Source organism: Citrobacter sp. Awk 2 (assembly GCF_028069815.1).
In the GTDB taxonomy this organism is placed as follows: domain Bacteria; phylum Pseudomonadota; class Gammaproteobacteria; order Enterobacterales; family Enterobacteriaceae; genus Citrobacter.
The window spans coordinates 64,090-90,350 of record NZ_JANEWL010000001.1; the positions used below are offsets into that span (position 1 = coordinate 64,090).

At 52.4% G+C, this 26,261-nt stretch carries 25 protein-coding genes and 1 other RNA gene; 7 read left to right on the forward strand and 19 right to left on the reverse strand.

The window, feature by feature from the left end:
* The first annotated feature begins 12 nt into the window (after nucleotides 1-12).
* Nucleotides 13-1,566 carry an EAL domain-containing protein gene (locus tag NNO02_RS00310; protein ID WP_271454016.1) on the forward strand — a complete coding sequence of 518 codons (1,554 nt, stop codon included), beginning with the start codon at nucleotides 13-15 and terminating at the stop codon, nucleotides 1,564-1,566.
* Nucleotides 1,567-1,620: 54 nt separating this feature from the next.
* Here NNO02_RS00310 and NNO02_RS00315 read toward each other — a convergent pair whose 3' ends face one another.
* Together NNO02_RS00315 and yczE are read right to left on the reverse strand one after the other, a co-directional pair.
* Nucleotides 1,621-1,974, reverse strand: coding sequence for a DUF1428 domain-containing protein (locus NNO02_RS00315; protein WP_061067436.1), 354 nt, complete (start codon nucleotides 1,972-1,974; stop codon nucleotides 1,621-1,623).
* Nucleotides 1,975-2,056: 82 nt separating this feature from the next.
* Entirely contained in the window at nucleotides 2,057-2,668 is a 612-nt protein-coding gene (gene yczE / locus NNO02_RS00320; RefSeq protein ID WP_271454017.1) for a membrane protein YczE, read from the reverse strand.
* An 87-nt stretch (nucleotides 2,669-2,755) separates the two neighbouring features.
* On the opposite strand from yczE, the gene yczR reads away from it, so the two are divergent.
* Complete coding sequence (gene yczR / locus NNO02_RS00325) at nucleotides 2,756-4,183, forward strand: MocR-like transcription factor YczR (protein ID WP_271454018.1); 1,428 nt, start codon at nucleotides 2,756-2,758, stop codon at nucleotides 4,181-4,183.
* Nucleotides 4,184-4,230: 47 nt separating this feature from the next.
* Here the strand turns inward: yczR and NNO02_RS00330 are convergent, their stop codons facing one another.
* From NNO02_RS00330 to ffs, 3 genes are all read right to left on the reverse strand, one after another.
* The gene (locus NNO02_RS00330) at nucleotides 4,231-4,449 is read right to left on the reverse strand and encodes a hypothetical protein (protein WP_271441606.1); all 219 of its coding nucleotides are present in this window, start codon (nucleotides 4,447-4,449) and stop codon (nucleotides 4,231-4,233) included.
* Nucleotides 4,446-4,697, reverse strand: coding sequence for a hypothetical protein (locus NNO02_RS00335; RefSeq protein WP_048212417.1), 252 nt, complete (start codon nucleotides 4,695-4,697; stop codon nucleotides 4,446-4,448). The genes NNO02_RS00330 and NNO02_RS00335 overlap by 4 nt, the downstream gene beginning before the upstream one ends.
* Before the next feature lie 196 nt (nucleotides 4,698-4,893).
* An RNA gene (ffs, locus tag NNO02_RS00340) (signal recognition particle sRNA small type) lies at nucleotides 4,894-4,990 on the reverse strand.
* A 162-nt stretch (nucleotides 4,991-5,152) separates the two neighbouring features.
* Between ffs and NNO02_RS00345 the strand changes: the two genes are divergently transcribed.
* The gene (locus NNO02_RS00345) at nucleotides 5,153-5,464 is read left to right on the forward strand and encodes an MGMT family protein (protein ID WP_137384616.1); all 312 of its coding nucleotides are present in this window, start codon (nucleotides 5,153-5,155) and stop codon (nucleotides 5,462-5,464) included.
* 30 nt (nucleotides 5,465-5,494) lie between these two features.
* On the opposite strand, the gene NNO02_RS00350 is transcribed toward NNO02_RS00345, so the two are convergent.
* Nucleotides 5,495-6,064: a YbaY family lipoprotein gene (locus NNO02_RS00350; protein ID WP_137384617.1), complete on the reverse strand. Its 570-nt coding sequence runs from the start codon at nucleotides 6,062-6,064 to the stop codon at nucleotides 5,495-5,497.
* Between the two features lie 212 nt (nucleotides 6,065-6,276).
* Here NNO02_RS00350 and tesB point away from each other — a divergent pair, with 212 nt between their 5' ends.
* Nucleotides 6,277-7,137: an acyl-CoA thioesterase II gene (gene tesB, locus NNO02_RS00355; protein ID WP_271441608.1), complete on the forward strand. Its 861-nt coding sequence runs from the start codon at nucleotides 6,277-6,279 to the stop codon at nucleotides 7,135-7,137.
* 72 nt (nucleotides 7,138-7,209) lie between these two features.
* On the opposite strand, the gene amtB is transcribed toward tesB, so the two are convergent.
* The 5 genes from amtB to decR all read right to left on the reverse strand — a co-directional run bounded on the left by amtB (nucleotide 7,210) and on the right by decR (nucleotide 13,169).
* Nucleotides 7,210-8,496 (reverse strand): ammonium transporter AmtB, encoded by a 1,287-nt coding sequence (amtB, locus tag NNO02_RS00360; RefSeq protein ID WP_271441609.1) that lies wholly within the window; start codon nucleotides 8,494-8,496, stop codon nucleotides 7,210-7,212.
* A gap of 31 nt (nucleotides 8,497-8,527) precedes the next feature.
* The gene (gene glnK, locus NNO02_RS00365) at nucleotides 8,528-8,866 is read right to left on the reverse strand and encodes a P-II family nitrogen regulator (protein ID WP_003021657.1); all 339 of its coding nucleotides are present in this window, start codon (nucleotides 8,864-8,866) and stop codon (nucleotides 8,528-8,530) included.
* A gap of 256 nt (nucleotides 8,867-9,122) precedes the next feature.
* Nucleotides 9,123-10,901, reverse strand: a complete 1,779-nt coding sequence (locus tag NNO02_RS00370; RefSeq protein WP_271449478.1) for a SmdB family multidrug efflux ABC transporter permease/ATP-binding protein — start codon at nucleotides 10,899-10,901, stop codon at nucleotides 9,123-9,125.
* Nucleotides 10,894-12,666 carry a SmdA family multidrug ABC transporter permease/ATP-binding protein gene (locus tag NNO02_RS00375; RefSeq protein ID WP_271454019.1) on the reverse strand — a complete coding sequence of 591 codons (1,773 nt, stop codon included), beginning with the start codon at nucleotides 12,664-12,666 and terminating at the stop codon, nucleotides 10,894-10,896. The genes NNO02_RS00370 and NNO02_RS00375 overlap by 8 nt, the downstream gene beginning before the upstream one ends.
* Before the next feature lie 44 nt (nucleotides 12,667-12,710).
* Nucleotides 12,711-13,169, reverse strand: a complete 459-nt coding sequence (gene decR / locus NNO02_RS00380; protein WP_005125175.1) for a DNA-binding transcriptional regulator DecR — start codon at nucleotides 13,167-13,169, stop codon at nucleotides 12,711-12,713.
* A 112-nt stretch (nucleotides 13,170-13,281) separates the two neighbouring features.
* On the opposite strand from decR, the gene NNO02_RS00385 reads away from it, so the two are divergent.
* On the forward strand, nucleotides 13,282-14,337 hold the full coding sequence (locus NNO02_RS00385) for a PLP-dependent cysteine synthase family protein (RefSeq protein ID WP_271441612.1): 1,056 nt from the start codon (nucleotides 13,282-13,284) through the stop codon (nucleotides 14,335-14,337).
* A 51-nt stretch (nucleotides 14,338-14,388) separates the two neighbouring features.
* On the opposite strand, the gene cof is transcribed toward NNO02_RS00385, so the two are convergent.
* On the reverse strand, nucleotides 14,389-15,207 hold the full coding sequence (cof, locus tag NNO02_RS00390) for an HMP-PP phosphatase (RefSeq protein WP_271454020.1): 819 nt from the start codon (nucleotides 15,205-15,207) through the stop codon (nucleotides 14,389-14,391).
* 144 nt (nucleotides 15,208-15,351) lie between these two features.
* On the opposite strand from cof, the gene NNO02_RS00395 reads away from it, so the two are divergent.
* A complete protein-coding gene (locus NNO02_RS00395; RefSeq protein ID WP_271449482.1) occupies nucleotides 15,352-17,052 on the forward strand; it encodes an SgrR family transcriptional regulator in 1,701 nt (566 codons plus the stop codon).
* Between the two features lie 65 nt (nucleotides 17,053-17,117).
* The gene (gene queC / locus NNO02_RS00400) at nucleotides 17,118-17,813 is read left to right on the forward strand and encodes a 7-cyano-7-deazaguanine synthase QueC (protein ID WP_271449483.1); all 696 of its coding nucleotides are present in this window, start codon (nucleotides 17,118-17,120) and stop codon (nucleotides 17,811-17,813) included.
* Between the two features lie 103 nt (nucleotides 17,814-17,916).
* Here the strand turns inward: queC and fadM are convergent, their stop codons facing one another.
* The 7 genes from fadM to clpP form a co-directional block, all read right to left on the reverse strand.
* A complete protein-coding gene (gene fadM / locus NNO02_RS00405) occupies nucleotides 17,917-18,315 on the reverse strand; it encodes a long-chain acyl-CoA thioesterase FadM (protein ID WP_271441616.1) in 399 nt (132 codons plus the stop codon).
* A 106-nt stretch (nucleotides 18,316-18,421) separates the two neighbouring features.
* Nucleotides 18,422-18,796, reverse strand: a complete 375-nt coding sequence (locus NNO02_RS00410; RefSeq protein ID WP_271441617.1) for a helix-hairpin-helix domain-containing protein — start codon at nucleotides 18,794-18,796, stop codon at nucleotides 18,422-18,424.
* A gap of 147 nt (nucleotides 18,797-18,943) precedes the next feature.
* Nucleotides 18,944-20,818 (reverse strand): peptidylprolyl isomerase, encoded by a 1,875-nt coding sequence (ppiD, locus tag NNO02_RS00415; RefSeq protein ID WP_271454021.1) that lies wholly within the window; start codon nucleotides 20,816-20,818, stop codon nucleotides 18,944-18,946.
* Nucleotides 20,819-21,085: 267 nt separating this feature from the next.
* Entirely contained in the window at nucleotides 21,086-21,376 is a 291-nt protein-coding gene (gene hupB, locus NNO02_RS00420) for a nucleoid-associated protein HU-beta (RefSeq protein ID WP_219352570.1), read from the reverse strand.
* A gap of 190 nt (nucleotides 21,377-21,566) precedes the next feature.
* Entirely contained in the window at nucleotides 21,567-23,921 is a 2,355-nt protein-coding gene (gene lon / locus NNO02_RS00425; protein WP_003831014.1) for an endopeptidase La, read from the reverse strand.
* Between the two features lie 184 nt (nucleotides 23,922-24,105).
* Nucleotides 24,106-25,380: an ATP-dependent protease ATP-binding subunit ClpX gene (clpX, locus tag NNO02_RS00430; RefSeq protein WP_271441619.1), complete on the reverse strand. Its 1,275-nt coding sequence runs from the start codon at nucleotides 25,378-25,380 to the stop codon at nucleotides 24,106-24,108.
* Between the two features lie 126 nt (nucleotides 25,381-25,506).
* Nucleotides 25,507-26,130 carry an ATP-dependent Clp endopeptidase proteolytic subunit ClpP gene (gene clpP / locus NNO02_RS00435; protein ID WP_003021624.1) on the reverse strand — a complete coding sequence of 208 codons (624 nt, stop codon included), beginning with the start codon at nucleotides 26,128-26,130 and terminating at the stop codon, nucleotides 25,507-25,509.
* Nucleotides 26,131-26,261: the final 131 nt, after the last annotated feature.

A 26,261-nucleotide genomic window follows, 5' to 3' on the forward strand; every position in this document is an offset into this window, starting at 1 on the left:
AAGGATATCACTGTGACAACACGACATCTGATTGGCCTGGTGGCGGGAATACTGGTTCTGTCCATCCTCGTACCGGTGTGTTTAAGCCTGTGGCTGGCACATCGTCAGGTCGAAACGAAATTTATAGATGAGCTTGATTCATTTTCCAGCCGGGTCGCTTTGCGTACGGAACGCGTTGGCGAGCAGGCAAAAAAAGCGCTACGCAAAATAGAAGCCTTCCAGGGTGTGCCCTGCTCAGAGGAACATTTGCTGGAAATGCGCCGGTTGTCCTACAGCTACCGTTATATTCAGGAAGTGATGTACCTCAAAGACAATGTTCCACAATGTTCCTCCCTTGAGAAAAGGAGCCAGGCTGCTGCGTTTCCACCGCCAATGAAAATGACACCGGATGGCTATCGCGCCTGGTTAACCTCGCAAAACGACCTCGGGATAAAGCGCTTTATGGCAGCGCTCGGCAGCGAACATTATGTAGTGATGATTGATCCGGGATCGTTCATTGATGTTATCCCATTTGGTTCATGGCCTATCGAAGTCGCCATTGTGGGTACAGTAAGCAACGTCGTGGTGGCCAGTAGTGCCGATCTCCCCTTGGACGTGTTACATCAACTGCAAAAAGACAGTTCTATCAGCCATTTTCAAAAAGAGGGCAGTATTTATAATTCTCGCCCTTTCCCCGAACTGGGTATCACGATCGTAAGCTGGGCATCGACATTACCTTTGCAAAAATCCTGGCACCGACAGGCGCTGATCTGGCTCCCGGCAGGGATTATTATTGGCCTGCTCACCGCCTTCTTTATTCTGCGTATTTTGCGCCGCTTGCAGTCCCCCCATCACCAATTGCAAGACGCCATTCAGAACCGGGCTATCAAGGTCCATTACCAGCCCATTATTTCGCTCAAAACAGGAAAGGTCGTGGGTGCAGAAGCACTGGCCCGCTGGCGACAAGCTGACGGTAGCTATCTCTCACCCGATATTTTTATCCCCCTGGCCGAAGAGACCGGCCTGACAGAACCACTCACACGTTTGATTATCGAAAACGTCTTCGAAGATCTAGGTAAATGGCTGCATCAACATCCTCAACAGCATATATCACTCAACCTTGAGTCGGCCGATTTAAAGTCCGAAACACTTCCGGCACTGCTAAGCCGCATGGTGAACCACTGGCAACTACAACCCGCACAAATTGCCCTGGAACTAACTGAGCGTGAATTTGCCGACCCGAAAAACAGTGCACCGTTTATCGCCAAATACCGTCAGGCAGGCCACTCTATTTATATTGATGATTTTGGTACAGGCTACTCCAGCCTGAGTTATTTGCAGGATCTGGATGTAGACATCCTGAAGATAGACAAATCGTTTGTTGACGCGCTGGAATACAATAACGTCACGCCACATATTATCGAGATAGCCAAAACGCTGAAGCTGGAAATGGTGGCGGAAGGCATCGAGACCGAGAACCAGGAAAGCTGGCTCCGTCAACATGGCGTACAGTATGGTCAAGGCTGGCTGTACAGCAAAGCACTGCCAAAGGCGGAATTTATTCTGTGGGCGGAAAAACGACTCTAACAGGGCACTGGCGTGTATTGAGATGGCTGGCGGCACGCCGCACAGCCAGTCACGTCACTCTTCCATAATGGGCGAGAATCCACCGTAGATCATTCGCTTGCCATCAAATGGCATAGACTCACCAAACTCCTTCATTCGGGGATCGGACATCATCTTCTGATTCGCCGCATCGCGGACTTCTTTGGAAGGGTATTCAATCCAGCTGAATACCACTTCTTCATGATCCTGCGCTTTTACCGCCATACGAAAATCGGTCAACTTACCGTCGGGAACATCATCAGCCCAACACTCCACAACGCGCAGTGCACCGAACTCCTTGAAAAGCGGCGCAGCCTTTGCTGCCATCGCGATATATGCCTCCTTGTTTTCGGCAGGAACGGCAACAACAAAACCATCAACATACTTCATCAGATAAACCTCCGAAGTGTACTGCGCGGCAAGCCGATTCCGGCCGCGTCAGTCGAGGTTAAGTTTAGTCGTCAGCAGGCGATTACGCCGTAGGCTCATTCCGAACACGAATACGTGACTGCGGCTGATGGCGAAACCACGGCAGGCAAATCTGAATTAACGGTCCAATAGCTAACGCATACAGCACCGTTCCAACACCCACGGTTCCGCCAAGAAGCCAACCACTGAGCAAAACCGACACCTCAATTGCGGTCCGGATAGTCCGTACAGACCAACCAGTACGCGCATGAATGCCGGTCATCAAGCCGTCACGTGGGCCCGCCCCAAAACCGGCACCGATGTACAGACTGGTCGCTAGCGCATTCAAGATAACCGCCGCCACCAGCAGTCCACTGCGCGTCAGTAGCGATTCAAATCCTGGGATCACCGCCAGCGCGGCATCTGCAGCCAAACCAATCATAATGACATTGCTGAGAGTGCCAAATCCGGGGCGCTGGCGCAGTGGTATCCATACCAGCAGAACCAGTACCCCCACGGCGATGATCACCAGGCCGATATTCATCGATAATAGATTTGCCACGCCCAGATGAAATACGTTCCACGGGTCAGCCCCTAAATCTGCACGTACAAACATCGCCGTCGAAACGCCGTACAGCGCCAGTCCGACATACAGCTGAAGTAAACGACGCAGCATAATTTTCTCCCCCCCCTCTCAGATAGCTTTCATCTTCACCGCAATTGGCACTATGATTAATGTCCAGTTTTCAAAAAGTGGACTGCTATGTCATCTCGCCGTTATGGAAGCCAGTCCCTGCAGCGCCTGCTCGGGCACTGGCAGGAGACCCCCTCACGTACACCTATCTGGCGACAGTTGGCAGAGGCACTACGCCTGCTGATCCTGGATGGCCGACTGGCACTGGATACGCGCTTACCCGGCGAACGCGAACTGGCCGCCGTGCTTGAAGTCAGTCGCACGACGATTGCCAGCGCAATGGCGCAACTGCGGGAAGAAGGGTATCTGGAAAGCCGCCATGGAAGTGGTTCACGCGTGATCCTGCCGGAACATACCCGTCATGTACCGACGCGAACCCGCACCAGCACCGCGCTGGATTTGTCCACAGCGGCCCTTAGCGCCGGGCCAGAAATTTATCAGGCGTACCAGCAAGCCCTGCTGGCGATGCCACAGCATTTGCTAAGTTCAGGATATTTGCCCCAGGGGTTACCAACGCTGCGAGAATCTATCGCCCGGCATTATTGCGAACGCGGATTACCCACACTGCCGGATGAAATAATGGTGGTGAATGGCGCAGTCAGCGGCCTGGCGCTGATCCTGCGTTTGCTCACGGGTCCCGGCGATCGTGTGTTGGTCGATCATCCTACCTATCCACTCGCCATTGCAGCCATTCAAGGTGCGTCCTGCCGCCCCGTGGGCGTGTCACTGCCCGAACACGGCTGGGATACATCGGGCCTTGTTGCCACTATTGCGCAAACTGCGCCGAGAATGGCCTACCTGATGCCAGATTTTCACAATCCTACCGGACGTTGTATGGATGCGACGACACGCCAGGCTATCGCCGATATCTCCGCCAGAACCCGCACGACACTGGTGGTGGACGAAACCATGGTCAATCTGTGGTATGACGCCCCGCCACCACCACCGCTGGCGGCATTCCATGATGACGCGCCCATCATCATGCTGGGATCGGCGGGGAAAAGTTTTTGGGGAGGTCTGCGTCTGGGATGGATTCGGGCCTCATCGCGTACCATTGCCGCGCTGGTACAGACTCGCGACACATTTGATTTAGGATCACCAGTACTTGAACAGCTTGCCACGGGCTGGTTGCTGGACAATGCGGCCGATTTTCTTCCCGTCAGACGGCAATTGCTCACCACCCGGCGCGATCGGTGCCACGACCTGATGAAGACACATTTCCCGGAGTGGCAGTTTACTCAACCGCAGGGGGGACTCTCTTTCTGGGTTGAATTACCCGATACGCTGGCGACGTTGTTTGCCGCGCGCGCTGAAAGTGCAGGTATTCAGTTGGGTACCGGGACGCGCTTTGGCCTGGATGGCGCATTCGATCGCTTCTTACGCATGCCCTTCGCACTGCCCGATGACACAATGCGCTCGGCCTTCCGGACATTGCAACCCATTTGGGACAACCTGCGTTTACAGGCAAGTCACGGAAAAATGCGCAAAATAATATGAGCGACGAGCCACAAAGCTCGTCATGCGCTAACTTAAACCCTCAATAACTACAGTTGGCGGGGAACCGGAAAACCTTTCAGGGAAATCACAAAATTCTCTCCGTCTTTCTTAATTTTCGCCCCGGCATCGCACCAGTCAGAAGCAATACGGAAAAATTCATCGCTACCGACATTCCAGCTCAGACGAACATGTTTCACATAACCGGAACGAAGCAATTCACAGGCTTCGCCATAATTACAGGCGGTTGAGAGCGGTTGTTGTTTCATTTTTTCTTCTTCAGTAATCTGCGCAGCGCTTTGATTTCTTTAGGAGTCAGTGCTTCAACCACGGATTCTTCCGTGTGCTGGCTATCAATATCGTCAGCGGAGACTCCCGCCTCTTCAATGGCGGAAAACGCGATAAGCAGCAATTTTTCCGTCGAGATACTTAGGTTCTCATTATTCACTTCAGCGTAATGACGCAGCTTTTCTTTTAGCGCCTCATCAATTTTGACATTCAATACTGCGGTCGACATCGTAAAAAGTCCTTGTGGTCAGCCAAAGTCCACCGGGCGCAAGAGTCATATCTCTGCGCGATGGCGACGGCAAAAGCATCAAATAACATCCCCGAAACACATTGACAGCATTTGATGACAATAAAATGACAATACGATGACAAAGAAAAGAAGATGAGAAGAATTGAGATTGCCGGACGGCAGAATTGGGTGGGGGCCCTGCCAGCTACATCCCGGCACACACGTCATCTGCCCTGGCTGCTTCCTTCCGGACCTGACCTGGTGAACAGAGTAGCGTTGCGGGAGAACCAACAGAGCCCCCATTGAGAGCGTTGTTAACCAACGCGCAGGCGCATTATCACTGCTGCACCCTGTAATTGCAACCCATCCCGCATCGGATGCTGTTTTCTTGTGCAATGAAGCTTCACTACCTCGTCATTCGGGATTATGCTGGAGGATTAGCGCAGGAATAAACGATGGATATACAAGACTCTTTCCCTCAACGCGTCTGGCAAATCGTTGCCTCAATCCCCGAAGGATTCGTCACCACCTATGGCGATGTCGCCAGGCTTGCTGGCTCACCGCGCGCTGCACGCCAGGTGGGCGGTGTACTCAAGCGACTGCCTGAAGGTAGCACCCTGCCCTGGTATCGAGTGGTTAATCGTCACGGAATGATTTCACTGACAGGTCCTGACCTGCAACGACAACGCCAGGCATTGCTGGCGGAAGGTATTGTGGTTTCAGGGAGTGGACAAATCGATTTACAGCGCTATCGCTGGGTGTACTAACCCCTCCGGACGGAGAGGGTTAGTATGCCCTTAGTACTGTGTCGGAGCAGGAACTGCGGAAGACGGATTCACCTGCGTGGGGGATGTTGACGGTACCGTTGTCGCGGCACCACCGCTCGCCTGTACAGGAACGGCCGTCTGCTGGACCGGGACCAGGGTCAGGTCGGCTTTAGTCCCCCCCTGATTAATCACCGTCTGGACGGTATCAGTAATAAAGACCAGCTTATCATTCACCGTAATCGCCGCACTCAGCAGAATACGCGCGTTTGGCTGAATATCTGCCGGATTAAACGGGAGCACGAAGCTGAATGGTGCTTGTTTGCCCTCGGTACGTACAACTTTTTGCGACAGCACTTTTGACGGTGCATCGGCAAGCGATGCATCTGACAGTGTGACGGTCAGCACGGCATCCGGCGGTAAAGCAACTTTCTGGCGGATCCATACCGTACCAGACACATTCGGCTGTTGAATTTTTGACTGTGTGTCAGCAATTGACGTATTAGGACTTGGCGCAGGTGTTTGAATATCTGCACTTTTACCAGCACAGGCCGCCAGAGCGACCGCAACCGCTAAACCACTTACCATGTGCACGAGTTTCATTAAATTCTCCTTCTCATCTATGCACCAGCGAGAACTTTCCTCGCCAGAAGAGTGGTTAACAAAAACACAACATGACTAAGTGTGGCACAAATTAGCAATTTCTGCTTGTAATAGGCCTGTAATTCAGACAATTGCACCCATCGGACCACTTTCAAAATTGCGTTATACTCTGCCTACCTCGCTGCGAGATCGCTATTACCTGGAGAGCACGTATGAGTCTGGCACTGAAAAATTTGCTGACATTGTTAAATCTGGAAAAAATTGAAGAAGGACTCTTTCGGGGCCAAAGTGAAGACTTAGGGTTACGTCAGGTTTTTGGTGGACAGGTTGTCGGTCAGGCGTTGTACGCCGCGAAAGAGACCGTGCCGGAAGAACGTCTGGTGCATTCCTTCCACAGCTACTTTTTACGGCCGGGCGACAGCCAAAAGCCCATCATCTATGATGTCGAGGTACTGCGCGATGGTAACAGCTTCAGTGCCCGCCGCGTTGCCGCGATCCAGAATGGGAAACCCATTTTTTATATGACCGCCTCTTTCCAGGCACCAGAAGATGGGTTTGAGCATCAAAAAGAGATGCCGGATGCGCCTGGTCCTGAAGAGCTTAAATCAGAAACTGAGATCGCCCGTTCAGTAGCTCACCTGCTGCCACCGCTGTTGAAAGAAAAATTTATCAACGACCGCCCGCTGGAAGTCCGTCCGGTGGAATTTCATAATCCGTTAAAAGGTCACGTTGCCAACCCGACTCGCCAGGTATGGATCCGCGCTAACGGCACGCTGCAGGACGATCTTCGTGTACATCAGTATCTGCTCGGTTACGCCTCTGATCTGAACTTCCTGCCCGTTGCTTTACAGCCGTATGGCATTGGTTTTCTGGAAAAAGGGATTCAGATCGCTACGATCGACCATTCTATGTGGTTCCATCGTCCTTTTAATATCAATGAGTGGTTGTTGTACAACGTAGAAAGTACATCGGCCTCCGGTGCCCGGGGGTTTGTACGCGGGGAGTTCTATACGCAGGATGGCGTGCTGGTCGCCTCTACCGTGCAGGAAGGGGTAATGCGTAATCGTAATTGATTTTTTTCCGGCCTACAGGGTAAATTGTTGTAGGCCGGAAAAGCGTTTAGCACTATCCGAGAAATTGAAACATCAGGCGTTGTAGGCGTTTTCGCCGTGGCTGTTCACATCCAACCCTTCGCGCTCCTGCTCTTCAGGTACGCGCAGACCTACCGTCATGTCCGCCAATTTATAGCCGATAAATGCCACGACACCGGACCAGACAATGGTGATCGCCACACTTTCCAACTGCACAAGAAGCTGATGCCCCATGGTAACGCCTTCGGCAAATCCTACCCCCCCTAAAGAGCTCGCGGCGAATACACCAGTCAGGATACATCCGACAATCCCACAGACACCGTGAACACCGAAGACATCACACGGGTCATCAACGCGCAGAAAGCGCTTCAGCATCGTCACTCCCCACAGCCCCGCCAAACCGGCAACCACGCCGATGATCAACGCACCACCAACACCGATATAACCACAGGCAGGCGTCACACCAACCAGACCCGCAATGGCGCCAGAACAGGCTCCCAGCAATGATGGTTTGCCACGCAGCGCCCATTCACCGAAGATCCAGCCGAGAATAGCGGCCGCGGTTGCAACAACGGTATTCACGAAGGCCAGCGCGGCAATTTCATTCGCCATCCCCGCGGAGCCCGCGTTAAAGCCAAACCAGCCGATATAGAGAATAGCCGTGCCGGTAAAAACCATTGGCAGGTTATGCGGCTTAAACGCTTCTTTGCCAAAACCGACCCGTTTACCAATCAGATAAGCCCCAACCAGACCGGCAATCGCGGCGTTGATATGCACTACCGTGCCGCCTGCAAAATCCAGCGCACCGTGAGTAGCCAGCAAACCACCGCCCCAGACCATGTGTGCAATAGGGATGTAGGACAACGTCAGCCACACCACCACAAAAATCAGCACCGCAGAGAACCGTATGCGCTCCGCCAACGCACCGACGATAAGCCCAACAGTGATACAGGCGAAAGACCCCTGAAAAGCAACATGAATATACTGATAGATACTCCCCGTCACCGCCGTCAGTGCAATATTCTTCAGCATGACCCAGTTGAAGTTACCAAAAAAATTATTTCCTTCGCCGAAAGTCAGCGAGTAGCCATAAACGACCCACAAAATACAGACCAGAGCGAATGTCACCGTAACCTGGGTCAGCATTGACAGCACGTTCTTACCGCGAATTAAACCGCCGTAGAACAACGCAATGCCAGGAATAGTCATAAACAGCACCAGCGCAGTGCAAATCATCATAAAAGCGTTATCGGCTTTATCCGCGACCGCCGGTGCCGCCATCGCCAGTCCCGGCAGCAGCGCCAGTGATGCAATACCCGTTTTCATCGTTGCTATCTTCATCTTTTGGTTTCCTATCACTGTGTGCCAGACGTTACAGTGCGGCTTCGTCGGCTTCGCCGGTACGAATACGAATCACGCGTTGTAGCTCGGCGACGAAAATTTTGCCGTCGCCAATTTTTCCGGTGTAGGCGGCCTTACTGATGACATCAATTACGCCGTCCAGTTGGTCATCAGCAATTGCCACATCAATCTTCACTTTGGGTAAGAAGTTGACGCTGTATTCCGCTCCCCGGTACAACTCAGCATGACCTTTTTGTCGGCCAAACCCCTTCACTTCGGTGACGGTCAGCCCCTGAATACCAATAGACGACAATGCTTCACGGACGTCTTCCAGTTTGAACGGTTTGATTACCACGGTAACCAGCTTCATAGATCCCCTCCAGTCAGAATTCAGTAGTGGCTGCAGATACACATACTGAACATTGCAAGGGGTGTGCCAGGAATGAAAAACGCGGGATGATTCAGCCGCACGGGGTACGGCGAGGATAGAAAAAGAAAAAACGCACTATAACGGTGCATAGTGCGTTACATTTTTGCACCAGATTGTTGATTGCAGGATGGCGGCGAAAACGCTTCATCAGGCCTACGAAACCACACTGGCTGTAGGTCTGATAAACGCAGCGCCATCAGGCGATTGCCGAATCTTCGTTTACGCTAGCCGCCAACTCTTCGCCCGCCAACTGCAGTTGATACATTTGCCAGTAGCGGCCCTGTGCGGCAAGCAGTTGCTGGTGCGTGCCGCGCTCAACGGCCTGCCCCCGGTGCAGTACCAGAATAGTGTCGGCATCGACAATGGTGGATAACCGATGCGCAATCACCACCAGCGTGGTGTGCTTACGCACTGCTGCCAACGCCTGCTGAATAGCCTGTTCAGTACCGGAGTCAATGCTGGCCGTCGCTTCGTCCAAAATCAGCACCTGCGGCGTTTCGACCAGCACACGCGCCAGCGCCAGCAGCTGTTTCTGCCCGACTGATAAATTATTGCCCTGCTCGCCCAGTCGGGTATGAATACCGTCACTCAGCCCGCGCGCCAGCTCCGCCAGTTGCACCGTCTCCAGCGCCTGCCATACCCGCTCTTCAGAAATATCGCGGCCCAGCGTCACGTTGGCCAGGAAGGTATCCGCCATCACCACCGGATCCTGCTGCACCATCGCAACGCCCTGGCGTAACACACTGTGGCTCAACGAAGACAGCGGTCGTCCGTCCAGACGAATATCACCCTGCGTCAACGGGTAGTACCCCATCAGCAGACTGGCGAGCGTACTCTTGCCGCTACCGGTATGCCCAACCAACGCAACAAAACGACGAGAAGGTACGGACAAACTGATGTTTTGCAGCACCAGATTGTCGTCGCGATAGGCAAAAGAGACGTTATCAACCTCAATGTCCCCGCTTTTCAGGGGTTGGATATCCTCACCATAACGCTGGCGTGGGCCATCCATCAGTTCAAATACACGTTCACCCGCTACCACCGCCTGTTGCAGCATTGATTGCTGGGTCGTCAGCTCGATCAACGGCTCGTTCAAACGCCCCAGATAGCTGATAAACGCATACAGCACCCCAACCTCAATGGACGTGCCGGACGTAAAGCTAAACAGTGTCAGCAAACCGCAGAGGATCAGGGCCGAAAACAAGCTGAGCAACGGGCGCAACAAAAAGCCATCCAATCGCAGCGTTTGCATGCGCGCCATATAGTGCGAACGGCTGGCTTCGCCCATTCGCTCACCAAAACGCGCCTGCTGGCGGAACTGCTGGATCACGCTCATACCATTAATAACTTCGTTAAAGCCATCATTAATATCTGCCAGATAGGCGCGAACGCGACGCACAATAGGAGTGCTATAGCGCTGATAAATCACCATCACCACCAGCACAGCCGGGAATATGGCCATCGCAACCAGCGCCATCCGCCACTCAAGGCTGAACATCGCTACCAGCATGGCACCGATTAAGGCGGCACTGCGCAGTACCGTCGCGACTACCGTCACGTACAGGTCGCGAATCACTTCGGTGTCATTGGTCACCCGGGAGATAAGCTGCCCGACAGGCTGAGTATCAAAAGCACTGAGCGGCTGACGCAGCGCGGCATCCATCACATCGGTACGTAACTGCTGCACCACACCAACGGCCGCCTGGTTAAAGAGTAATGACTGCGCGTAATGCAGGCCCGCCGCCAACAGTTGCAGACCGACATAGGCCGCCACCAGCCCAGACACCATCGCCAGCGGCAGATTGTTTTTCGCCACCATGTTGTCGATAAAATAACTGATGAGCAGCGGACCACTAACTTCCGCCGCTGCCGCTACCCACAGCATGACAACAGCGATAGACAGCTGCTTTCGCCACGGCGAGCCGTACGCCAGCAGCCTTTTCAGGGTCGGCCATAATTGTCCAAAACTACGCATTAGCCGCCTCCTCATCGATAGCCGGCGCATCAGACAATGCCGCTTCCAGTTGCTGATAACGGTACATATCACGATACCAGCCAGGTTGTTGCACCAGCGCATCGTGTTCGCCACGCTGAGCAACATGTCCGTGCTGCATCACGATAATTTCATTAGCTTCTGTCAGCGCAGATAAACGGTGAGCGCTGATTATCACGGTTCTGCCTTCTCCCCACTGGCGCAGGTTATGCAGGATTTGATGTTCAGTACGACCATCCACCGCCGATAACGCATCATCAAGAATCAGGATTTCAGCATTCAGCAGCAGCGCACGAGCGATAGAAATACGCTGTTTTTGTCCACCGGACAGCATCACGCCGCGTTCACCCACTTCAGTGTCGTACCCCTGAGGAAGACGTAAAATATCCTCATGCACGCTGGCCAGACGTGCAACATGTTCAATTTCATCCTGCGTGGCCTGCGGGCGCCCAAGCGCTATGTTGTTGGCGACGGTATCCGAGAACAGGAAAGGTGTCTGGCTGACCACTGCCAGGCGGCTACGCCAGCTATCAAGCTGCAAGCGCGTTAACGGAATATCATGAAAACGCACATCCCCTTGAGTGATATCGAAGTGGCGCTGGAGCAGCGATAGTACGGTGCTTTTCCCAGCCCCAGTTGGGCCACAAATGCCCAGCATCTGCCCTGGCTTAAGCTGGAAATTCACATTCTCCAGCACCGGATGAGCCGTCTGCGGGTAGCGAAATTCGCGAATGGCCACCGCTAACTCACCACGTCCTTCTGGTACGGGTTCTGTCCCATCATCCACCACGGGGGCTTCAGCCAGCATCGCGCGAATACGGCTATACGCAGCGCTGCCTCGCTCAACAATATTAAACATCCATGCCAGTGCCAGCATCGGCCAAATCATCAGACCGAGATACATCATAAAGCTGGTTAACTGACCAAGGGTCAGAGAACCATGCACCACCATCCAACTTCCCCCGGCGATAGCCAGCAGGTTAGCCATACCTATGGCGATATAAATCGTGGGGTCAAAACGGGCGTCAATGCGGGCGACCCGCAAGTTTTTCTTGCCGGTATCTTTAGCATCTTCGGCAAATAGCGCCGACTGTCGGTCTTCCAGACCAAAAGCCTTAATCATGCGGATACTGGTAAGACTTTCCTGAGTACGATCGTTCAGGCTGGAGAACGCTGCTTGCGCAACCTTAAAGCGGTTATGCAGTCGATCGCCGTAACGCTTGATCATTATCGCCATCACCGGCATTGGGAGTAACGCGATCAGCGTCAGCTCCCAACTGATTTGCGTAGACATCACGATCAACACCGCGCACCCCATGACCAGTGAGTCCACCAGCGTCAATACACCTTCGCCAGCCGCAAACACCACCCGATCAACATCGTTAGTTGCACGCGCCATCAGATCGCCTGTGCGATGACGCAGATAAAATTCGGGATGCTGGCGGCTCAACTGGCGGTAATAGTCTTCGCGTAGTTCAACTGCCAGTTGGTAGGATGCGCCAAACAACAGTACGCGCCAGACATAGCGCAACAAATAGACCACCACCGCAATCAGGGCAATTGTGCCGACCCACATCAGCAGTCGCTCGGTTGTGAAGCGCTGTGTCGTTACGCCGTCCACGATGATACCGACCACTTTTGGCGGGATAAGCTGAAGAATAGCGATGATGATAAGCAAGGCTACAGCCCCGAGGTAGCGACGCCACTCCCGGCGGAAGTACCAGCTTAATTGAGCAAATAATCGCACGCGTTATGTCCTGACAAGATTTCCGGCAATGACCACCGGGAGAGTTATTCAATAGGTAGAGCAGTCGTGTATTTAATCTGTTCCATCGCAAAACTGGAGGTAACATCAGACAGGCCCGGTACGCTATTCACCAGACGCTTATAGAAATCATCATAGCGTTTCATATCAGCAACCTGCACCCGCATCAGGTAGTCATACTCCCCAGCCATTCGCCAGAAACCCAGTACCTCTGGCATCCCGGTCACTTCGGTGACAAAGCGGCAGTACCACTCGCTGCTGTGATGCTGGGTTTTAATCAGCACAAACGCGGTTAAGCCCAGCCCCAGTTTTTCTGGATCCAGAAGGGCAACCTTGCCCAGCAGAATGCCGTCATCCTCAAGCCGCTTGAGGCGTTTCCAGCAGGGGGTGGTTGTCAGATTAACGGCATCGGCTAACGCCTGCAAAGAAAGGGTGCAGTCTTGTTGTAGTAGGCCAAGCAGCTTACGGTCAATTTTGTCTAACATATCCACTCCACAGAGAAGAATTTTCTCCTTACATTCTATTTTAAAGGCTAAATGGCAACAATTTTTTCCGTGCTTTTCGCTATTCTGGGCACAAAATGACAAATGGATATTAATGATGAATAGCTCCTGGGTTAAAAATGCCATCAATGAAATCAATGCGGATTACCAGCGTTCTGCCGATACGCATCTTATTCGCCTGTCGCTACCGGCGTTTCCGGGTATTCAGCTCTATTTAAAAGATGAGAGCACGCATCCAACCGGTAGCCTGAAACATCGCCTGGCACGTTCACTGTTTCTCTACGGACTGTGTAATGGCTGGATTAAAGAAGGCACCACGATTATCGAATCGTCTTCGGGTTCAACGGCGGTCTCTGAGGCCTATTTCGCCCGTCTGCTTGGACTGCCATTTATTGCCGTTATGCCTTCCTGTACGGCAAAACGCAAAATTGAACAGATTGAATTTTATGGCGGTCGCTGCCACTTCGTGGAAAGCGCCTGTGAAATCTATGCAGCGTCTGAACAGCTGGCACATGAACTGAACGGACATTATATGGACCAGTTCACCTACGCTGAACGCGCTACTGACTGGCGTGGTAACAACAATATTGCCGACAGTATCTTCCGCCAGATGCAGTGTGAGCCAAACCCCGTGCCTCGCCATATCGTGATGAGCGCAGGAACCGGCGGTACCTCCGCAACCATTGGCCGTTATATTCGCTGTCAGGGTTACGACACACACCTGATGGTCGTTGACCCGGAAAACTCGGTCTTTCTGCCTTACTGGCAGGATCGCGATGCGTCGTTACGCAGTCCGGTCGGCAGCAAAATTGAAGGCATTGGCCGCCCACGCGTAGAGCCTTCTTTCATTCCTGATGTAGTTGATGAAATGTTGCGCGTTCCGGATGCGGCAAGCGTTGCCACCGCACACTGGCTGGAAACGCAGCTGGGCCGTAAAGTGGGCGCCTCAACCGGAACCAACATGTGGGGAGCGTTACAACTTGCCGCCCGTATGCGCGACGCAGGAGAAACGGGGTCGCTGGTTACGTTGCTGTGTGACAGCGGAGAACGCTATCTGGAAACCTATTACAACCCGCAATGGGTCGAGGCGCATATTGGTGATTTAACGCCATCGAAAGCTGAACTTGCCCGCCTGCTGAACACCCATTAATCGGTCAAAAAAAAGCCAGACGCTAAGGTCTGGCTTGCTGGAAGGGATCTCTCATTCGGGGGAATAAGGTAGATGCGGATTGTCCAGCCAATGCGTCAAAAAGTGTGATACCGCCTGATTGCGGCAATGCCCAATCACCGATAAATGAGGCAACGCAGCAATAAGCTGCGGCATCGCGTTCCCCATAATCAGACCACGCCCAACGCGACCCAACATTTCACGATCGTTCATGGCGTCGCCAAACGCCATGCAGTCAGCCATGGAATAACCCAAGTGCTCGCTCAGCACTGCCAGTGCGGAGCCTTTGTTACAGCCCAGCGGCAGTACTTCGAGGCAATCAACCGCAGAAAAACAGAGATTCGCCTGCTCGCCCAGCGCGTCATTCAACTGAATACGCAGACGGACCAAATCGTCATGATCGCCACAGAAGCAGATTTTTGTGACCTGATGGGCAGGAATACGCTTCACATCTACTATCTGGTAACGAAATCCGCTGTACACATGCGCTTGCAACAGTGACGGAATCTCTTGCCCGGTGAACCAGCCGTTGTCATTAAAAACATGCATGCTTGCCTGCGTTTCCCACCGCTGGTGCAATACGATATCGGCAACCGAGGGAGCCAGATCCTGACGATGCAATACATCACCTTCCAGCGAGTGAATACGCGTCCCGTTACCGGTGATTAAAAAGGCGTCCAGCGAGATCGAGCCCAAAATATGACGCATCTCCAGCACATGACGACCGGTCGCAAACGTCAGCGTGATATCTCGTTCACGCAGGCGTGCCAGCGTCGAAAGGGTTTCATCACCTAAATGGTGATTCGGCATCAAAAGGGTGCCATCCATATCAAATGCAGCCAGACGAGCCATTTCTTTCTCCACACTGTGACGCGGTTAACTTGTGATTCAGTATCTCCTGAGATATACGGAAGTAATAGTGAATAGATAAAGAAAATTGTTCCGGTTTTTTTTGCGCAAAAACCGTTAACGGGCATCCTGAAGGATAAAGTATCAATGCGTCTGCTTAATCGTCTGAATCAGTACCAACGTCTGTGGCAACCTTCAAACGGAGAGCCGCAGTCAGTCACCGTCGGGGAACTGGCTGAACGCTGCTTTTGCAGCGAGCGCCATGTACGTACCCTGCTCAGGCAAGCGCAGGATGCCGGTTGGCTGGTATGGCAAGCTCAGTCCGGACGCGGGAAACGCGGAACATTACGTTTTTTGGTCACTCCGGACTCTCTGCGCAACACGATGATGGAGCAGGCACTGCAAAAGGGTGAACAGCTCAGCGTACTGGAACTGGCTCAACTGGCCCCCGGGGAATTAAGAACCCTGCTGCAGCCATTTATGGGCGGACAATGGCAAAATGATACGCCAACCCTGCGTATCCCCTATTATCGCCAGCTCGAACCTTTGCATCCTGGATTCCTGCCCGGTCGTGCAGAACAGCATCTTGCCGGGCAGGTGTTCTCTGGCCTGACACGTTTTGACAGTCACACGCAACGCCCCTGCGGCGATTTAGCCCACCACTGGAATATCTCTGCCGACGGGCTGCGTTGGGATTTCTATATTCGCTCAACACTGCACTGGCATAACGGTGATGTTGTCAACAGTGCTCAGTTACACCAACGGCTGTTGATGTTGCTTGAACTGCCCGCACTGGCCAGATTGTTTATCAGCGTTAAACGCATAGAGGTGACGCACCCTCAATGTCTGACTTTTATTTTGCATCGTCCTGACTTTTGGCTGGCACACCGTCTGGCAAGTTACAGTAGCCATCTCGCTCACCCAGAACAGCCCTTTGTCGGGACTGGCCCGTTCCGACTGACGCTGTTTACACCAGAACTGGTTCGCATCGAGAGCCACGATAACTACCATCTTGGCCATCCGCTGCTGAAAGCTATTGAATACTGGATAACCCCGCAACTCTTTTCCCAGGATCTGGGCACCAGCTGCCGCCACCCGGTGCAAATTGCGATTGGTAAACCAGAGGAACTGCCCATGCTAAGCCAGGTGAGTAGCGGGATCAGCCTCGGTTTTTGCTATCTCACGCTCAGAAAAAGCGCGCGACTGAATACACAGCAGGCCCGTCGACTGGTCAATATTATCCACCGCTCTTCGCTGCTACAGACGCTTGAGGTGGATGAAAACCTCATTACCCCCAGCAATGCCCTGCTGCCAGGATGGACGATCCCACAATGGGATGCGCTGGACGAGGTGGCGTTGCCGGAAAAACTGACGCTGGCCTACCACTTACCCGTCGAACTGCATACGATGGCGGAACAGCTGCGCCAGGCGCTGGCAAAACTGGGTTGTGAATTAACGCTTATTTTTCATAATGCTAAAAACTGGGATGGCGATCATCCTTTAGCCCAGGCCGATCTGATGATGGGAGACAGGCTGATTGGCGAAGCCCCCGAGTATACACTCGAACAGTGGTTACGTTGCGATCAGCTATGGTCACATGTTCTGAATGCGTCCGCATATACTCATCTGCAAACCACGCTGGATGCTTTGCAAATTCAGGCCGATGAGGGCGATCGTCATGCGGCTTTACAGCAGGTTTTCGCCACGCTGATGCATGACGCTACCCTGACGCCGCTGTTCAATTATCACTATCGAATTAGCGCTCCGCCGGGCGTAAATGGCGTACGTTTGAATCCGCGTGGCTGGTTTGAGTTCACCGAGGCCTGGTTACCGCCGCCTTCAGCGTGAAGAAGCTGGTCGGCGACACGCCCAGGCGCTACCATAAGCGCTTTCGTTATTTGTCAGGAAAAGCCATGAAACGTGCCGTTGTTGTATTTAGTGGAGGCCAGGACTCCACGACCTGTCTGGTGCAAGCGCTACATCAGTATGATGAAGTGCACTGCGTGACCTTTGATTATGGTCAGCGTCATCGCGCTGAAATTGACGTCGCACGTGATCTGGCCTTAAAACTCGGCGCCCGTGCGCACAAAGTTCTCGATGTGACGCTGCTCAGCGAACTGGCTGTCAGCAGCCTGACCCGCGACAATATCCCGGTACCCGATTATGAACCGGACGCGGACGGGATCCCGAATACTTTTGTGCCTGGACGTAACATTCTGTTCTTAACACTGGCGGCAATTTACGCTTACCAGGTACAGGCAGAGGCGGTCATTACCGGCGTTTGCGAGACCGATTTCTCTGGTTATCCGGACTGTCGTGACGAGTTTGTCAAAGCCCTGAATCATGCCGTGAGCCTGGGAATGGCAAAAGACATCCGTTTCGAAACCCCGTTGATGTGGATTGATAAAGCCGAAACCTGGGCGTTAGCCGACTATTGGGGCAAGTTAGACCTGGTGCGTGAAGAGACGCTGACCTGCTATAACGGGATCAAGGGCAACGGTTGCGGCCATTGTGCTGCCTGTAATCTGCGTGCCAACGGTCTGAACCATTATCTGGCGGATAAGCCGGCGGTGATGGCGGCGATGAAGCAGAAAACCGGGTTACAGTAATCTGCTGAGTTGTGCCGGATGGCGGTGCATGCACCTTATCCGGCCTACATCTACTTCTCGTTTTGTAGGCCTGATAAGCGAAGCGCCATCAGGCAACTTTCCGTTACTTCACCATTTGTTCCAGTTTCTCGCGTAACTCTCCTTCCAACGGCAGCGCTTTCTGCGTTTTCAAATCAATACAGACGAAAGTAATCAACGCATCAGCCACTACCTGCCCTTCTGGCTCCAGTGTGATGGTCTGGTTTAATACGCCGCTTTTGCCATTTAGCTGTTGTACCTGACTGGTTATGGTCAACAGATCGCTCAGCACGGCAGGACGGCGGTAGTTGATATTGATGTTAACAACCACAAACGCAATGTGGTGTGCAGTCATCCATTGAAAACTGTCACTGTTTTCCAGGCCATCCCAGCGGGCTTCTTCCAGAAACTCAAGATAGCGGGCATTGTTAACGTGCTGATAGACATCAAGATGAAAACCACGAACTTTGATTTGTGTTTGCATAGCGCAGAAACCTTACGTTGTTTTTATAGGAACAGACTTCAGGGTAAAGAGGCCATAACTGGTATGACCTCTACAGTCTGGCAAACTTTCAACGCTCTGCAAGTTATTAAAGTGTTAAAAATGCCAGATTACGTTCCACCAGCGAACTTCCCATCCCCGGTACCTGCTTTAAATCATCGACCGTTTTAAATGGTCCGTACTCCTCACGATAGCTGACAATGGCCTGTGCTTTCTTCAATCCAACCCCATTCATCACTCGCGCTAAATCCTCCGCTGAGGCGCTGTTGATGCTTACCCTGGTACCTTCATCATCACTCGGCTTTGTCGCTGGCGTGGCTTTGCTGTGTGTGCTTCCTGAGGCATCCGCTTTGGTCTGAACCGCCTGACTTTTGGCGACAGGTTCCGCTGCAAGTGCAGTTTGCACCATACCGGCACAGGTCAATGAAAAGGTAATAAGCAGGGCTTTAATTCCATGTTTCATACTGTTTTGCTCCTTGTTGGTTAACAGTGGAGCCACGATAGCGGGGGGATAAACGGCAGACAAATGGCAATTTTCAGAAATGGAAAAGGCCGCGAAAGCGGCCTTTGGTATATACAACTTTTTGCAATTATTTGCGAGAAGCCTCGGTTATTGCTGCTGTTCCAACGCGTCACCGACTTTAATTTTTGCCGCTTTACGCAGGTTGCTCATCAGTGCTTCGAAGACAATCTGAGCGTTGTTCTGAGTAATCCCCTGAACCATCGCTTTTTTCTGTGCTTCTGGCATAGAGCCTGCTTTGACTTCGTCCAGCGCCAACAGTACAACGTTACCCTGCATATCGTTCGCAACACCGTAGCTCGGCTTGTCTTTCGCAGGCAGGCTCAGGCCAAAGGCCGCCTGACTCAGCGGATCCTGACCCGTACGGCTCAGCGTTTTCGCTTCGCCAAAGCTCAGACCCGCCGCTTTCAGCGCTTCATCGCCTTTACCCGCTTTCAGATCGGCCAGCAGTTTATCTGCATCCAGTTTCGCCTGCTGCTCAGCTTTATTGTGCTTAACGAGCGCGGTAACCTGCTCTTTCACTTCCGCTAACGGCTTAACTGCTTCTGCTTTGTGTTCGCTAATACGCAGCACAAACGCACGATCGCCATCCACGGTGATGATGTCAGAGTTGCTGCCCGGCGTACCGTTCTCGCCTATCAGACCACCATTGAAAATGATGTCAGCAACAGGTTTGAAATTCAGTTCTTCCGGCAAGCTGTCACGGCTAAACCAGCCCGTTTCAACCGCTTTCATCCCTGCTGCCTGCTCCGCACCCGCCAGAGATTCGTTATCATTGCTGGCAGCATCACTCACTTTCTGCTGCAACGCATAGTAGGCATCCAGCGCTTTTTCCTGCTTAACTTTCGCTGCAATGTCGTCACGGGCTTCACTCAGCGGTTTAACCTGCGCAGGTTGCACATCATCAAGGCGCGCAACGAGGAAACCTACAGAAGACTTAATCACGCCTGACAGTTGGCCTTTTTCTTTCAGACCGGCATTTTTCAGTTCATCTGGGGTGGTGGAGTCTTCCAGCCAACCCATATCACCGCCGTTACGGGCAGAAATGATATCGGCAGATTTTTCTTTCGCCAGGGTCGCAAAATCACCCCCTTTGTTCAGCGCATCAAGCACCGCTTTTGCTTCATCTTCTGTTTTGGTCTGGATGATGCTGTAGCGATTACGCTGCGGCTGAGTGAACTGATCCTGATGCTGGTCATAGTAAGACTGAATATCAGCATCGCTGGCGGTTTCCTGCATTGCTGCAGCATCCAGCTTGATATAGCTCACACGGAACTGTTCCGGCGTCATAAAGCGATTTTTATTCTGCTCGTAGTAACTGGCCACTTCTTCGTCGGTAACCGACTGCTTCGCGGCAAGAGCATTAACATCAATCGTCGCTTCACGTACGATACGTTGCTGTGCAACCAGTGCAGCCAGTTCGTCCGTTTCACCCTTCAGCATGAAGTCAGTCCCGGCAACGCCGTTGATCAACTGTTGCGTGGTGAGCTGGTTACGCAATGCCTGAGCATACTGATCTGCAGTCATTCCCATCTGATTCACAATCGCATTGTAGCGGTTGTTATCAAATTTGCCGTCAACCTGGAAAGCCGGGGTGGCGAAAATAGCCTGCTTAATCTGATCGTCGCTAATGTTGAGCTTAAGCTCACGGGAATACTGATCCAGCAGCGCTTCGTCCACAAGACGATTCAGCACCTGCTGACGCAGCGTTTTCATATAACCTTCGTTCGCCGCCAGCTCAGAATATTGATCGCCCAGCTGTTGCTGCATGCGGTTACGTTCGCTGTTGAACGCATTCTCGAACTGCCCGCGGCTGATCTCCTGGCCATTCACTTTAGCGGCGTAGTTATTGCCCCCGCCAATCAGGTAACCACTCACGCCGGTCAAAATGAACGACACGATAATGATACCGAAAATAATCTTGAGCACGAGACTGTTAGCAGCCGTGCGTAAGCTGTCCATCATGGTGTAACCACACTCCGCTGTAGATGACTATACGCGTATCCTTCAGGCCGCCTCCGCGTTAGTTACAACGACGGCGGCAAGGATTTTGAGTATATATGCTTCACGCAGCATAGCGTTTCCTGAACGCTGCGCACAAAGGCCTATTGTGACAAGAAACTGGGGCAATTGTCAGCCCACAACGCGTAGAAAGTACCGGAATCAGAAATAAAAAAGGCACATCGGTTGATGCGCCCTTGTACTTAGTCACATCCCCAAAGGGGAAATCACTTAGTTTACCGCGTCTTTCAGTGCTTTACCTGCACGGAAGCCCGGTACTTTAGCCGCGGCGATGGTGATCTCTTTACCTGTTTGCGGGTTGCGACCAGTACGGGCAGCACGCTCTTTAACGGCAAAAGTACCAAAACCTACCAGTGCTACGTCATCACCTTCTTTCAGGGATTCGGTAACAGAAGCAATAATTGCATCTAACGCACGTCCAGCCGCAGCTTTAGAGATATCAGCCCCTGCAGCAATTTTGTCGATCAGTTGAGATTTATTCACTCTTCTCTTCCTCTTTATAATATATATCGCACCTGAATCCTTCAAAGTGCGACCGCGCAGCAGTTATATCAGGCCTGCCATGCCCTTACAACACCCGATAATGATGGCAAGCCCAATCCGTTATCTAAATTAGCTATACAAAAAAAGGCTGGCAAGCCCGAAATGGCCTGCCAGCCCTGTTTTTATTAATGCTCTTTGCGCGAGGTCACTATTTTGCCGTCACAACCTGCATTCCAGAGGGTTCATTTTGCAACGCAAGAGTCAGAACTTCCTCAATACGTTTCACCGGGTGAATATTAAGATCGGCAATAACGTTGTCCGGAATCTCTTCCAGGTCACGTTTGTTTTCGTCTGGAATTAAGACCGTCTTAATGCCACCACGGTGCGCCGCCAACAGTTTTTCTTTCAAGCCACCGATAGGCAGAACCTGACCACGCAGGGTGATCTCGCCAGTCATCGCCACATCGGCACGAACCGGGTTACCGGTCAGGCATGAGACCAGCGCTGTGCACATGGCAATACCCGCGCTTGGACCATCTTTCGGCGTCGCGCCTTCAGGTACGTGAACGTGGATGTCGCGTTTTTCGTAAAAGTCCGGGTTAATACCCAGTTTTTCCGCACGCGCACGCACCACGGTCAGTGCAGCCTGAATGGATTCCTGCATCACTTCGCCGAGCGATCCGGTGTAAGTCAGCTTGCCTTTACCAGGAACACAGGCGGTTTCAATGGTCAGCAGATCGCCGCCCACTTCTGTCCATGCCAGCCCCGTGACCTGACCAACGCGGTTTTCGTTATCCGCACGGCCATAGTCAAAGCGCTGCACACCCAGGTAGTCGTGCAGGTTATCACCATTGATCTCGATGTGTTTCAGTGACTTATCGAGCAACAATTGCTTAACCGCTTTACGGCACAGTTTGGAGATTTCACGCTCCAGACTACGCACGCCCGCTTCACGGGTGTAGTAACGAATGATGCCCACAATGGCGCTATCATCAACCGTCAGCTCGCCTTTTTTCAGCGCATTACGCTCAATCTGTTTTGGCAACAGATGACGTTTAGCTATATTAAGCTTCTCGTCTTCGGTATAGCCAGACAGACGAATCACTTCCATACGATCCAGCAACGGTGCCGGAATGTTCATGGAGTTCGACGTCGCAACGAACATGACGTCGCTGAGGTCGTAGTCCACTTCCAGGTAGTGATCGCTGAACGCCACGTTCTGCTCTGGATCCAGCACCTCAAGCAGTGCTGATGCCGGATCGCCACGCATGTCAGAAGACATTTTGTCGATCTCATCAAGCAGGAACAGCGGGTTTTTCACGCCCACTTTGGCCATTTTCTGGATCAGTTTGCCCGGCATCGAACCGATATAGGTTCGGCGGTGACCACGAATTTCAGCCTCATCACGCACGCCGCCAAGCGCCATACGGATGTATTTACGCCCTGTCGCCTTCGCGATGGACTGACCCAGAGAGGTTTTACCCACCCCCGGCGGTCCAACCAGACACAGGATCGGTCCCTTGATTTTGTTCACACGGCTCTGGACCGCAAGATACTCAAGAATACGATCTTTCACACGCTCCAGACCATAATGGTCGGTATCGAGGATTTCCTGCGCCTGACGCAGGTCTTTTTTGACCTTGCTACGCGCATTCCACGGAACCTGTACCATCCAGTCGATGTAGCCACGCACGACCGTTGCTTCCGCCGACATCGGAGACATCATTTTCAGCTTCTGCAGCTCTGCTTCCGCTTTCTCTTTTGCCTCTTTCGGCATCTTCGCCGCGTCGATCTTGCGTTTCAGCGCTTCGTTTTCATCCGGCGCATCGTCCATCTCGCCGAGCTCTTTCTGAATCGCTTTCATTTGCTCGTTCAGATAGTACTCACGCTGAGACTTCTCCATCTGCTTTTTCACGCGGTTGCGAATACGTTTTTCAACCTGCAGCAGATCGATTTCGGATTCCATCATTGCCATCAGATATTCCAGACGTTCATTCACGTCGGACATCTCCAGCACGGACTGCTTATCCGCCAGCTTCAGCGGCATATGGGCAGCGATGGTGTCCGCCAGACGAGCGGGATCGTCAATGCTGTTAAGCGACGTCAGCACCTCTGGTGGGATTTTTTTGTTTAGCTTGATATAGCCTTCGAACTGGCTGATAGCTGTACGTACCAGCACTTCCTGTTCGCGCTCATCAATAGCAGGCGAATCAAGGTACTCCGCTTTCGCAGAGAAATGCTCGCCGTTGTCTGACAACGCAGAAATACGCGCGCGCTGTAACCCCTCGACCAGCACTTTTACGGTGCCGTCAGGCAGTTTCAGCATCTGCAAAATAGAGGCCACGGTCCCGACGGTGAAAAGATCGTTTACACCCGGCTCATCCGTTGAAGCTTCTTTCTGCGCGACCAGCATGATTTTTTTATCATGGTCCATAGCCGCTTCAAGACAACGGATAGATTTTTCCCGCCCTACAAATAAGGGTATGACCATGTGCGGATAAACCACCACATCGCGCAACGGCAATACGGGGATTTCAATGCGTTCAGAACGCTCAGGATTCATAGAGCTCTCTCTTAGTTTAGTTTCCGCCAGGTAATCAGGTGGTACGACTGTGCTTCACACCACCTTTAACATGTATGTCAGTATATGGGGATGTTTCCCACACATTCAACGCCATGTTTACGGAAAAATAAAAGGGGAGATAAAATCCCCCCTTTTTGGTTAAACGTCTGTATGAATTGATGAATTATTCGCCAGATGCCTGCTGTGCTTCCGGCTTACCGTAAATCAGCAACGGCTTGCTCTGACCGCCAATCACAGACTCGTCGATCACCACTTTTTCAACGTCCTCCATAGAAGGAAGATCGTACATGGTGTCGAGCAACGCGGCTTCCACGATAGAACGCAGACCACGCGCACCGGTTTTACGAATCATCGCTTTCTTGGCGATAGCATCCAGCGCTTCCTCGCGGAATTCCAGATCCACACCTTCAAGATTGAACAGCGCCTGATACTGCTTAGTCAGGGCGTTTTTCGGTTCTTTCAGGATCTGGATCAGCGCTTCTTCACTCAGTTCGCTCAGCGTTGCCACAACGGGCAGACGGCCGATGAACTCAGGGATCAGACCAAATTTGATCAGATCTTCTGGTTCAACCTGCGACAACAGTTCACCTTCGCTGGCCTTATCGGACTGGGCTTTTACCGTCGCGCCAAAACCAATGCCGGAGCCGGTTTCAACACGGTTAGCAATCACCTTATCCAGACCGGCAAACGCACCACCACAGATAAACAGAATCTTGGAGGTATCAACCTGCAAGAACTCCTGCTGCGGATGTTTGCGTCCACCCTGTGGCGGAACGGCGGCAACCGTTCCTTCGATCAGTTTCAACAGCGCCTGCTGCACGCCTTCACCGGAAACGTCACGGGTAATAGACGGATTGTCTGATTTACGCGAAATCTTGTCGATCTCATCGATATAGACAATACCGCGCTGCGCTTTCTGCACGTCGTAATCGCACTTCTGCAACAGCTTCTGAATAATATTTTCAACATCTTCACCCACATAACCGGCTTCGGTCAGGGTGGTGGCATCGGCCATTGTGAACGGAACGTCCAGCAGACGCGCCAGCGTTTCAGCCAACAGCGTTTTACCAGAACCCGTCGGGCCAATCAGCAGGATGTTACTTTTGCCCAACTCGACGCCATTGCTGGTGTCGCCGTTGCGCAGACGTTTGTAATGGTTGTATACCGCGACCGCCAGCACTTTCTTCGCCTGTTCCTGGCCAATAACGTAATCGTCCAGGTGGTTGCGAATTTCATGTGGCGTCGGCAGCGCACTGCGTTCACGGTGCGGTGCTACTTCCTTAATCTCTTCGCGAATGATGTCGTTACATAAATCAACACATTCGTCGCAGATATACACGGATGGTCCGGCAATCAGCTTACGCACTTCATGCTGGCTTTTGCCGCAAAAAGAGCAGTACAACAATTTGCCCGAGCCATCTTTGCGTTTATCTGTCATGGGTCAAAACCTCTTCTTTGTTCTTTGTGCCGCACACGACGACGCAAATGCCATTCTCAGGCGCAAGACGCTAGTCAGCGTTGTGCCGCTCCAGGTAATTATAGCGGCACACCTGCGCCCTGGGCATTAATTACGATGGGTCAAAATCGAGTCGACCAGACCGTACTCCACCGCTTCAGAAGCGGAGAGGAAGCGATCGCGCTCGGTATCACGTTCAATCTGCTCAAGAGATTGACCCGTATGATGCGCCATAAGTTCGTTCATGCGCCCTTTTACCTTCAGGATTTCACGGGCATGAATTTCAATATCCGTTGCCTGACCCTGGTAACCGCCCAGAGGCTGGTGGATCATGACGCGAGAATTAGGCAGGCAAAAACGTTTACCTTTCGCCCCGGCAGTCAGCAGAAACGCGCCCATTGAGGCCGCCTGGCCCATACAAATGGTGCTAACGTCCGGCTTAATAAACTGCATGGTGTCATAGATAGACATCCCTGCAGTAATCACGCCACCAGGGGAGTTAATATACAGGTAGATATCTTTTTCCGGGTTTTCTGCTTCCAGGAACAGCATCTGCGCCACAATCAGGTTAGCCATATGGTCTTCGACCTGGCCGGTCAGAAAAATGACGCGTTCCTTAAGTAGACGAGAATAGATATCAAAAGAGCGCTCACCACGCGAGGTCTGTTCAATGACCATCGGCACCAGCGCCATATGGGGTGCAAAGTTATCTCGTTCGCCGCTGTATGACATTTCCGTCTCCTGGATAAAATTTGAAAAAACCTGCTGTGCTGATTGTAACCTTATGGACGGATTATCAGCTAGTCCCTCTGTAATGGGTACGACATCGCCATAATTCAAGCATAACAATCTTTTGTTGTAAC

Bases quoted from the DNA above. Each gene is read 5' to 3' on its own strand.
- NNO02_RS00315 (WP_061067436.1), bottom strand. From the start codon at position 1,974: ATGAAGTATGTTGATGGTTTTGTTGTTGCCGTTCCTGCCGAAAACAAG.
- yczE (WP_271454017.1), bottom strand. From the start codon at position 2,668: ATGCTGCGTCGTTTACTTCAGCTGTATGTCGGACTGGCGCTGTACGGC.
- yczR (WP_271454018.1), top strand. From the start codon at position 2,756: ATGTCATCTCGCCGTTATGGAAGCCAGTCCCTGCAGCGCCTGCTCGGG.
- NNO02_RS00330 (WP_271441606.1), bottom strand. From the start codon at position 4,449: ATGAAACAACAACCGCTCTCAACCGCCTGTAATTATGGCGAAGCCTGT.
- NNO02_RS00335 (WP_048212417.1), bottom strand. From the start codon at position 4,697: ATGTCGACCGCAGTATTGAATGTCAAAATTGATGAGGCGCTAAAAGAA.
- NNO02_RS00345 (WP_137384616.1), top strand. From the start codon at position 5,153: ATGGATATACAAGACTCTTTCCCTCAACGCGTCTGGCAAATCGTTGCC.
- NNO02_RS00350 (WP_137384617.1), bottom strand. From the start codon at position 6,064: ATGAAACTCGTGCACATGGTAAGTGGTTTAGCGGTTGCGGTCGCTCTG.
- tesB (WP_271441608.1), top strand. From the start codon at position 6,277: ATGAGTCTGGCACTGAAAAATTTGCTGACATTGTTAAATCTGGAAAAA.
- amtB (WP_271441609.1), bottom strand. From the start codon at position 8,496: ATGAAGATAGCAACGATGAAAACGGGTATTGCATCACTGGCGCTGCTG.
- glnK (WP_003021657.1), bottom strand. From the start codon at position 8,866: ATGAAGCTGGTTACCGTGGTAATCAAACCGTTCAAACTGGAAGACGTC.
- NNO02_RS00370 (WP_271449478.1), bottom strand. From the start codon at position 10,901: ATGCGTAGTTTTGGACAATTATGGCCGACCCTGAAAAGGCTGCTGGCG.
- decR (WP_005125175.1), bottom strand. From the start codon at position 13,169: ATGTTAGACAAAATTGACCGTAAGCTGCTTGGCCTACTACAACAAGAC.
- NNO02_RS00385 (WP_271441612.1), top strand. From the start codon at position 13,282: ATGATGAATAGCTCCTGGGTTAAAAATGCCATCAATGAAATCAATGCG.
- cof (WP_271454020.1), bottom strand. From the start codon at position 15,207: ATGGCTCGTCTGGCTGCATTTGATATGGATGGCACCCTTTTGATGCCG.
- NNO02_RS00395 (WP_271449482.1), top strand. From the start codon at position 15,352: ATGCGTCTGCTTAATCGTCTGAATCAGTACCAACGTCTGTGGCAACCT.
- queC (WP_271449483.1), top strand. From the start codon at position 17,118: ATGAAACGTGCCGTTGTTGTATTTAGTGGAGGCCAGGACTCCACGACC.
- fadM (WP_271441616.1), bottom strand. From the start codon at position 18,315: ATGCAAACACAAATCAAAGTTCGTGGTTTTCATCTTGATGTCTATCAG.
- NNO02_RS00410 (WP_271441617.1), bottom strand. From the start codon at position 18,796: ATGAAACATGGAATTAAAGCCCTGCTTATTACCTTTTCATTGACCTGT.
- ppiD (WP_271454021.1), bottom strand. From the start codon at position 20,818: ATGATGGACAGCTTACGCACGGCTGCTAACAGTCTCGTGCTCAAGATT.
- lon (WP_003831014.1), bottom strand. From the start codon at position 23,921: ATGAATCCTGAGCGTTCTGAACGCATTGAAATCCCCGTATTGCCGTTG.
- clpX (WP_271441619.1), bottom strand. From the start codon at position 25,380: ATGACAGATAAACGCAAAGATGGCTCGGGCAAATTGTTGTACTGCTCT.
- clpP (WP_003021624.1), bottom strand. From the start codon at position 26,130: ATGTCATACAGCGGCGAACGAGATAACTTTGCACCCCATATGGCGCTG.